Origin of the sequence: Thermomonas sp., from assembly GCF_020850895.1 — a bacterium.
In the GTDB taxonomy this organism is placed as follows: Bacteria; Pseudomonadota; Gammaproteobacteria; order Xanthomonadales; family Xanthomonadaceae; genus Thermomonas.
Genome location: NZ_JADZDS010000136.1, coordinates 1 through 6,522, shown reverse-complemented (window position 1 = coordinate 6,522; position 6,522 = coordinate 1). Strand labels below are relative to the sequence as shown.

8 protein-coding genes are annotated in these 6,522 nt (G+C 66.0%); all 8 read left to right on the top strand.

The annotated features are described in order from the left end of the window. A partial coding sequence (locus tag IT472_RS11725) for a hypothetical protein (RefSeq protein WP_297181743.1) occupies positions 1 to 272 on the top strand: 272 nt, incomplete at its 5' end. An 83-nt stretch (positions 273 to 355) separates the two neighbouring features. Beyond that, positions 356 to 583: a primosomal replication protein PriB/PriC domain protein gene (locus IT472_RS11720; RefSeq protein ID WP_297174535.1), complete on the top strand. Its 228-nt coding sequence runs from the start codon at positions 356 to 358 to the stop codon at positions 581 to 583. Then, the gene (locus IT472_RS11715) at positions 583 to 2,160 is read left to right on the top strand and encodes a phage portal protein (protein ID WP_297174532.1); all 1,578 of its coding nucleotides are present in this window, start codon (positions 583 to 585) and stop codon (positions 2,158 to 2,160) included. Before IT472_RS11720 ends, IT472_RS11715 begins: the two co-directional genes overlap by 1 nt. Continuing rightward, positions 2,157 to 4,412: a head maturation protease, ClpP-related gene (locus IT472_RS11710; protein WP_297181741.1), complete on the top strand. Its 2,256-nt coding sequence runs from the start codon at positions 2,157 to 2,159 to the stop codon at positions 4,410 to 4,412. Before IT472_RS11715 ends, IT472_RS11710 begins: the two co-directional genes overlap by 4 nt. A gap of 84 nt (positions 4,413 to 4,496) precedes the next feature. Then, positions 4,497 to 4,883, top strand: a complete 387-nt coding sequence (locus IT472_RS11705) for a DUF2190 family protein (RefSeq protein ID WP_297174526.1) — start codon at positions 4,497 to 4,499, stop codon at positions 4,881 to 4,883. A 65-nt stretch (positions 4,884 to 4,948) separates the two neighbouring features. Next, positions 4,949 to 5,266, top strand: coding sequence for a hypothetical protein (locus IT472_RS11700; RefSeq protein WP_297181740.1), 318 nt, complete (start codon positions 4,949 to 4,951; stop codon positions 5,264 to 5,266). Further along, a complete protein-coding gene (locus IT472_RS11695) occupies positions 5,263 to 5,643 on the top strand; it encodes a hypothetical protein (protein WP_297181738.1) in 381 nt (126 codons plus the stop codon). Before IT472_RS11700 ends, IT472_RS11695 begins: the two co-directional genes overlap by 4 nt. Next, the gene (locus IT472_RS11690; protein WP_297174516.1) at positions 5,643 to 6,461 is read left to right on the top strand and encodes a hypothetical protein; all 819 of its coding nucleotides are present in this window, start codon (positions 5,643 to 5,645) and stop codon (positions 6,459 to 6,461) included. Before IT472_RS11695 ends, IT472_RS11690 begins: the two co-directional genes overlap by 1 nt. Positions 6,462 to 6,522: the final 61 nt, after the last annotated feature.

The following is a 6,522-nucleotide window of genomic DNA, read 5'->3' as shown; positions in this document are numbered from 1 at the left end:
TCCTCGCCGAGCCGTATGCCGACGCGGTGCTGGCCTACTTGCAGCGCGAGCATGGCGGCGGGCAACTGTACATCCCGGCGGCAGCCAGGCAATACGACCTGTTGCAGATCCGGGCGCAGCTGGAGCGCGGCGTCAGTGTGTCGCGAGTGTGCATGGAACATGCCATGTCGCGCACCACACTTTACAAGCTGTTCCCCGGCGGCATTCCGCGCAAGGCTGAACGGCCCGAAATCCGCGATTTCACTGAAAACGCGGACAACGCCATTTTGTAATGGCTCTGGAATGCGGGTTCCAGCGTTGCACTGTCCGCGATTTTACTTAGAAAACGGACGCGGGCATCGTCAGGCTATACAGCATGGCAACACCTGCTGAAACCCGGTTGCAGCTTTACCTCGATGCCGAGACCGCAATTCTCGGCGGGCAGGAAGTGCGCTTTGCCGATCGCAGCCTGAAGATGGCGGATCTGGCGATGGTGCAAAAGCAGATCGCGTTGCTGCAGGCGCAGGTTGCCAGGGAAGCAAATGCCGCCGGCGGACGTGGTGGCCGGTTCAGCCAGGCCGATTTCAGCGGGTGTCGAGGTTGATGGCCGCGTCCGCCGCCATCGCCAAAGATCGCTTGTCAGCCGCGCTGGCGGCGGATCGCGCTATTCGTGTCGCGGTGTCGGCCGCATCAGCACCGCGCCCGTCGGCACACTTTGGCGTTCATGAAGCCACCCGCCCGAGCCGCACGCGCAAGCTGGCGCGCGACGCCGGCGGCGCAAACCGCATTGTCGGGCTGGACGCCGCGCAGCTGCGCACCAGCGCCCGGGCGCTGGAACGCGATCACGACCTGGCGCGGCACGCGCTCAACGTGCTGGTGCAAAACACCGTGGGCAGCGGCATCGATGTCATGCCGGCGCCGCGCAAGAGTGGCGACAAGGTCAACCGCGAGTTGGCCCAGCAACTGCGCGACTTGTGGGATGCGTGGTGGGATCAGCCGGAAGTGACGTGGACGCATGACTTCGGCAAGTGCCAGCAGCTGCTGGCGCGCTCCGCGTACCGCGATGGTGAGGTTTTCTGGCAGCAGCTGGCCGGCCCGGTTGCACTGTTGGAACACGGCGCGCACGGCATCCCGTTCTCGCTGGAGTTGCTTGAGTCGGACATGGTGCCGCTGAGCATGTACGACACCAGCCGCAACATCCAGCAGGGTATCGAGCTCAACGCCTGGGGGCGTCGCGTCGCGTTCTGGATCTACAAGCGCCACCCGGGCGAAGGCATCGGCTACATCGATGACACCAAACGCGTGCCTGCCGAACAGGTGCAGCAATTCGCCATGATCGACCGAATTGGGCAAGTGCGAGGTCTGTCCATCTTCGCCTCCGTGATGACGCGCATGCGCGACATTCAAGACTACGAAGACAGCGAACGCATCGCCGCCAAGGTCGCGGCCAGCCTGTGCGCACAAATCATCAAGGGCAATCCGGAAGCCTACGGCGGCACCGACAGCACGGATGCCACCGGCGTGGCGCTCGATCGCGCTTATCGCTCATTGAGCATGGTGCCCGGCATGATCGCCGATGACCTGCTGCCGGGCGAGTCGATCGAGGTGCTGGACAGCAAGCGGCCGAACCCGAACGTGGCCGCCTACGTCGATGGCCAGCTGCGCCGCGTCGCCGGCGGTTTGGGCACCAGCTTCAGCAGCTTGTCGATGAACTACAACGGCACCTACAGCGCCCAGCGTCAGGAGCTGGTCGAAAAGTACGGCGCCTACGCCATGCTGGGCGAACAGTTCGTGGCGCGCGTCATGCGGCCTGTATGGGCTGCGTTTGTCAAAGCCTGCCTGCTGTCCGGCGCGGTGCGCATGCCGGCCGGTTGGACGCTGCGCGAACTCACCGCGGCGGTGTACATCCGCCCGCAGATGCCGTGGATCGATCCGCTGAAGGAAGCCCTGGCACGCGGCGAAATGGAAGACCGCGGCTGGCAGGCGCCGCAGCAGAATATCCAGCTGATCGGCAACGATCCGGAAGAAGTCCTGCGCCTGCGCGAAGACTGGGCGCAGCAAAACGCCGGCCTTGCGTTGCCCGGTGGCAGCCGCCCGCAGCCCGACCAGGAAGACGATCCCAACGCGCGCGGCCAGCTTCGCGCTGCGCTGATCGCCAATGCGGTCAAGGAGAACGAATGAGCACTGTCTTGCAGCCGTTGTCTGCCGGCCTGCGCAAAGCGCTGGCCCGCGCCAATCCTGCCACATCGGCCGAAGTCGCCGGGCGCATGCAGGTCTGCGCTGCCGCCGATGATGCGGTTGAATTGCTGATCTACGGCAACATCGGCGCAAGCTGGTGGGACGATGAATCGATCACCGCGAAGTCGGTGGTCGAAGCCCTGCAGGGCACCGAGGCCAGCACCATCCGGGTGCGGATCAACAGCTACGGCGGCAGCGTGAGCGATGGCGTGGCCATCCACAACGAGCTGCGCCGTCACGCGGCGCGCGGCGCTGTCATCGATGTCACCATCGACGGCGCCGCATGCAGCATCGCCAGCTTGATCGCCATGGCCGGCGACATCGTGACCATGCCCAGCAACGCGCTGATGATGCTGCATGCGCCATGGGGCAGCCTCTACATCGACGGCAACGCCAAGGACGTGCGCGAGCTGGCTGAAGAATTCGCCAGCGTGTTGGAGGTTTTCGGCTCGGCGATGGCGCAAAGCTATGCGCGCAAGACCGGCAAGCCAGCCTCGGAGTTCGAGGCGATGTGGGCCACCGGCAAGGATTACTGGTACGACGCTGCCTCCGCGCTGGCGTTTGGTTTGTGCGATTTCGTGAACGACGAAGACACCGCCGACGAAGCTGCCGACGAACCCACCACCGATGAGGCCGCGTCGGCGTTGCTGCAAGGCCTGATCGCCAGCGCGCCCGGCGCGCTGCGCACGAACCTGCGCGCTGCTTTCCGCGCGCCTGCATCTGCATCGGTCGCAACCGATGCGGCATCCGTTCCGCGAGCATCCGCCCGCGAATTCCTGCCGGCGACCGCCGGCGCACTTACTGGAGCCAGTCCCATGTCGATTCCCACTAATACGGCGGTCGCCGATGCCACCGCTGCCGCCACCGCCGCCGCTTTGGCCGCGTTGCGCACCCGCAACACCGAGATCCAGGCGATGGCCGGGGCGTGCCTCGACAACGCCGACGTGCAAGCCTACGTGCAGCGCGTCATCGCCGAAGCCGATCCGGACGTGACTGCCGGCGATGTCGGCAAGGAAATCTTGCGCCTGCAGGCCAAAGGCCGCCAGCCGTTGAACGGCGGCGCGCGTGTCGAGGCGGGCGTCGATGAAACCGACAAGTTCCGCGAGGCCGGCGTCAACGCCATCCTCGCCCGGGCCGGCTTCTTCAAGGGTGACGAAGCGGCCCGCGCCCGCGCCGGCAATCCGCTGGCCAACGCCACCCTGCTTGGCTTGGCCGAACACTGCCTGCTGCGCGCCGGCATCAGCACCCGCGACATGACCCGCGATGACATCGGCATGAAGGTGCTGGCGGCCGGCCAGTCCACCAGCGACTTCCCCGTCCTGCTGGAAAACGCGCTGCACAAGGTCATCGTGGCCAACTACAACGCGCAGCCCTGGACGTGGGATCGGTTCTGCAAAATCGGCACCCTGACCGACTATCGCCCGCACGGCCGCTACCAGCTCTCCAGCTTCAGCGATCTGGCCGAAGTCTCGCAGTCCGGCGAGTACACGAACGGCACCCTGGGCGACGGCGGCAAGGAAAGCATCACCGGCAAGCGCAAGGGCCGCATTCTGGAGCTCACCCCGGAAGTGCTGGCCAACGATGACCTGGGCTTCCTGATCGACCTGGCCGGCATGTTGGGCCGCGCTGCCGGACGCACCATCGAAAAGGACGTGTACGCGCTGCTGGCACTCAACAGCAACCTTGGCCCGACGATGAGTGACGGCCAACCGCTGTTCTACGCCTTGCGTGCAAGCGGCACCAATATCGATGGCACCGCCGCTGCGCCGACCGTCGCATCGCTGGATTCGGCTGCGTCTGTCTTGCGCACGCAGAAGGACTTCGGCGGCAACGACTTCCTCGATCTGGAACCGGCCATCTGGCTTGGCCCGGTGACGAAGGCGGGCGCGGCGCGGGCGGTGGTCAATTCCGAGTACGACCCGGACGCCACCAACAAGCTCCAGCGCTTCAACATCGCGCGCAACATCGTGCGCGACGTGGTCTCCAGCCCGCGCCTCAGCGGTACGCGCTGGTATCTGTTCGCGGATCCAGCCGTCGCGCCGGTCATCGAAGTCGGGTTCCTCAACGGCATCCGCGAGCCGCAGATTCGCCAGGACGAGAACTTCCGCACGGAAGGCCTGGCATGGCGCGTCACCCACAAATACGGCGTGAACGCGATCAGCAGCATCGGCGCGGTCACCAACGCCGGCGGCTGATCCACCGGGCGGCGGACTTCGGTTCGCCGCCCTCCCTGACAAAACCCTCAACGCAATCAAGCACCATCGGCAAGGAGTACCACCATGGCAAAGAATTTCGTTCAGGATGGCGATGTCATCCAATGGACCAACGGCACGGGCGCGAACGTCGCTTCCGGGCAGCTGGTCAAGGTCGGCCCCAGCCTGCTGGGCGTTGCGCTGGTCGATATCGCATCGACCGCATCCGGCAGCGTTGCAATCACCGGCGTCTTCAGCGGCATCACCAAGGTCAGCGCGGCGGTGTTCGTCCAGGGCGAAAAGCTGCTCTGGGACGTGTCCGCCGACAGCGGCAAAGGCGCGTTCGATGACAGCGCGGCCGTCGGCGCCACCGGCGATGTGATGGGCGGCGCCATCGCATGGGAAGGTGGCGGCAACGGCGAGACCACCTGCACGGTGATGCTCACGCCGGGCAACGCCACCACCACGGCGTGACCCATCGGCCCCGCCGGATTCCGGCGGGGTCTCCCCGATGAATCCCGACTGCACCAGGCCTCTCCATGACCGGATACAACGACCACGAACCTCGCCCGCATCGCGTCGAAAACGCGGTCGAGTCCGTGACCGCAAAGCTGGTCAGTCGCGCCTTGATGCCGGTGCTTGTCACCGTGCTGCTTGGCATGTTGACCTGGATCGGCAATGGCGCGCTGGCCACCATCCGCGAGCAGGGACAGGACATCCAGCAGATCAAGACGGACATGCGCGTCATCAGCACGCGGCTGGATGAAGGCGTGGTGCGGCAGGTCAACAACAATGCCGCCCACATCGATGACCACGAGCGACGGCTGCAGCAGGTGGAAAGGAAGGTGGGGATGTGAGCGCCATCTTCGCCAAGCTGCGCAAGGCCATCTACGCATCGCAGGAATTCACGGTGTGGCTGCCGGCGATGGTGGTGCTGTCCGTGGTCGGCTTCATCGTGCTGGGCGGCATTGTTCGGCTGGGCGGTGACGCGCTGGCGTGGCTGGCGGAACTGCCTGCGCATTGCGCCTACGTCGGTGCATGGTTGGGCAGCGCATGGCTGATCAAGGCGGTGTACATGCACGACCTGCCTGCTGATGCAGAAAAGGAACTGCACGCAGCTGCGGAGCTTGGGAACCGTCACGCGCAATGGGTGCTGGTGAAGGATCGCATCGAGACCTTCACCGCGCTGATCATCACCGGCGGCTTCTGGCTGCTGGTGGGGGGTGGCGTGTAATGCGCGCCTGCCTGTTGCTCGCGCTGGCGCTGCTGGTTGGCTGCGATGCCGCCGTGCCTGCGCCTGCTGTCGTGCTGGCGCCGGTGATCACGCAGGCTGTCGTGGCAGACGTTGTGACGCCCGCGCAGGATGCGGCAGCGACGGTCATCGTGCCGGCTGCCGTGGCGCTGCGTGAGTCCGTGCAGGCGGCGTTGCCGGTGCAAGATGCGCAGGCCGAGCCGTCCGCGCCTGCATTGTCCGATGCCGGCTTGGCGCACATCGTCCGCTGGGAGATCACCAGCGAGGCGCGCTACAGCCGCAATCTCACGCATCCGGTGTGGCCGGGTGGCGCGTCCGGCATCACTTGGTGCATCGGCTACGACGGCGGGCACCAGACCGCACGCACCATTCGCGCAGACTGGCGCGCGCATGCGCAAGTGGATCGGTTGGCGCAGACCAGTGGCATTGTCGGCACCGCCGCGCGCCGTGCGCTGCCGCAGTTCCGCGACATCACGACGGCCTACCAGCCCTGTCTTGGCGTGTTCCAGGCTGCCAGCGCGCCGACCTACATGCGCGCCACCGAGCGCGCCTACGGCACCGCGCTGCGCGATCAACCGCAGGGTGTCATCGACGCGCTGTTCGGCAATACCTACAACCGCGGCGGCTCGATGGTGGGCAGCCGCAATCGCGAGAAGCGCGTCATCCGCGATGACTGCCTTCCGGCGCATGACCGCGCCTGCGTGGCGGCGCAACTGCGCGCCATGAAGCGGCTATGGCCGGACGTGCCAGGGCTGCAAGCACGGCGCGAATCCGAAGCGCGAATGGCGGAGGAAGGCTGACATGATCGACCTGCGCAAAAGCATCGTGAACACGCAGCGCAAGTTCGGCGCCGCGTCGCAC